The organism is Rubellimicrobium roseum (genome assembly GCF_006152145.1).
GTDB classification, from domain to species: domain Bacteria; phylum Pseudomonadota; class Alphaproteobacteria; order Rhodobacterales; family Rhodobacteraceae; genus Rubellimicrobium; species Rubellimicrobium roseum.
Map to the genome: position 1 here is coordinate 1 of NZ_VDFV01000129.1, position 2,209 is coordinate 2,209.

Annotated in this window: 1 protein-coding gene and 1 pseudogene; both read right to left on the reverse strand. The window is 69.4% G+C overall.

Annotated elements, in window-relative coordinates; genetic code table 11:
• Positions 1-666, reverse strand: a 666-nt coding sequence (gene istB / locus FHG71_RS23115; RefSeq protein WP_281281998.1) for an IS21-like element helper ATPase IstB, incomplete at its 3' end; no start/stop codon positions are given.
• Positions 596-2,165 (reverse strand): annotated as a pseudogene (istA, locus tag FHG71_RS23120) (IS21 family transposase). The gene istB and the pseudogene istA, both read right to left, overlap by 71 nt.
• Positions 2,166-2,209: the final 44 nt, after the last annotated feature.

The window sequence follows — 2,209 nt, forward strand, 5'->3', positions numbered from 1 at the left end:
CCGGTCGAGGAGGGCCGTGGTCATCTTGGCGTCGCCGAAGACGGCCGGCCACTCGCCGAAGGCCAGGTTGGTGGTCACGATCACCGAGGTCTGCTCGTAGAGGCGGCTCACCAGGTGGAAGAGGAGCTGGCCTCCGGCCTGGGCAAATGGGAGGTAGCCCAGCTCATCGAGCACGACGACGTCGAGCCGGGCGAGATGGTCGGCCAAGCGCCCCTGCCGGCCGGCGCGGGCTTCGGCCTCGAGCTTGTTGACGAGGTCGACGACGTTGAAGAAGCGGCCCCGTGCGCCTGCCCGGATGCAGGAGCGCGCGATGGCCACGGCAAGGTGGGTCTTGCCCGTTCCGGTGCCGCCGACCAGCACGAGGTTGCGCTGCTGCTCGAGGAAGCCGCCGCCGGCCAGGTCACGCACCAGGGTCTCGTTCACCGGGGTGCCGTCGAAGGCGAACTCCTCGACCTCCTTGGCGAAGGGGAGCTTGGCGATGGCGATCTGGTACTTGATCGAGCGCGCCTGCTTCTCGGAGAGCTCGGCGCCGAGCAGGTCACTGACCACCCGCTGCGGCTCGTGCTGGCGCTTCACGGCCGTGGAGACGATCTCGTCATAGGCGGCCTTCATGCCGAAGAGCTTCAGCCCACTCATGGTGGCCAGGATCTCCGATCGTTCCATCATCCGCTTGCCCTCCTCAGGCTGTCGTAGCGGGCGCAGTCGGCCACGGGCTCGTGCCGCAGCTTGAGCGCCTCGGGGGTCATGATCGTCACAGGGGGACCGGGATCGCGCTGCCGGGCGAGGATGTTCAGGATCACGTCGGCGGAGTGGACGCCCTCGCGCAGCGCCTCGGCGCAGGCGGTCTCCACCGCGGCCAAGCCGTCGGTCAGCACGGCGCTCAGGATCTCCACCATCTGCCGGTCGCCGTCGGGCGCGGCCTTGAGCTTGCGGCGGACCCGCTCGAGCGCGGCCGGAAGCACCCAGTCCTTGAACGGCGCCCCGTTCCGCAGCGCCCCGGGCTTGCGGGCCAGCACCGGCACGTAGTGCCAGGGGTCGTAGACGGTCTCGCCGCGACCGAAGGAGCGCGGGTGGCGGCCAACCAGGCGCCCGTCCTGGCGCAGGTCGATGCGGTCGGCGTAAGCGCGGACCTCGACCGGTCGGCCCACGGCGCTCGCCTCGACCGAGTACTTGTTGTTGTCGAAGCGCACGAGGCAGGTCTTGGAGGGCGAGGCCGGCACGGCATGGAAGCCGTCGAAGGGCCCGGCATAGGGCACCAGGCTCGGCCGCTCGGCTTCGAACATCTCCCAGACCGTCCGGTCGCGCACCTCCGGGTGAGCCTGCGCCTTGGCGTAGGCGATGCAGCGGTCCAGAAGCCAGGCGTTGAGCTCCTCGTAGCTCCTCACCCGCAGCCGCGGCGCGAAGAACCGCTGCCGGATCACGCCCACCTGGTTCTCGACCTGCCCCTTCTCCCAGCCCGAGGCTGGGGTGCAGGCAACCGGCTCGACCAGGTAGTGGCCGCACATCTGCTGGAAGCGTCGATTGTAGGCCCGCTCCCGGCCCACGAAGATCGCGTCCACCGCCGTCTTCATGTTGTCGTAGATGCCGCGTGTGCAGGCCCCGCGGAAGAAGGCAAAGGCCCGCTCGTGCGCGTCGAAGACCATCTCCTGGGTCTCGCGCGGATAGGCCCGCACGAAGAGCATCCGGCTGTGGCAGAGCCGGACATGGGCCACCTTCACCGTCACGGTCGTGCCGTTGATCAGCACGACCTCGTGGCTCCAGTCGAACTGGTAGGCCTCGCCCGGGGCGAAGCTCAGCGGCACAAAGGCCGATGCCGTGGCCGTCGCGCGCTCCTGGGTCCAGGCCGAGGCATAACGACGGACCGCATCGTAGCCGCCCTCGTAGCCCAGGCCTCTCAGCTCCTCGAAGACCCGCATCAACGTCAGCCGCTCCCGGCGGGGCCGGCCGGCGTTCTCGGCCAGCAGCCGCTCGAGCTGCTCCCGCCAGGGTCCGATCTTCGGCTGGGGCTGCACGCTCCGCTCGTAGGCGAACTCGGTTGCCCCCGAGCGCAGCACCTTGCGGACCACCTTGCGCGAGACACCAAGCTCCCGGCAGATTGCCTTGATCGCCTTACCCTGGACGAAGTACGCGCGGCGGATCTTCGCGATCGTCTCCACAACCAGCATCCCATCCCGGCTCCCGACTGACCCTCGGGAGCAATGTGGACCCC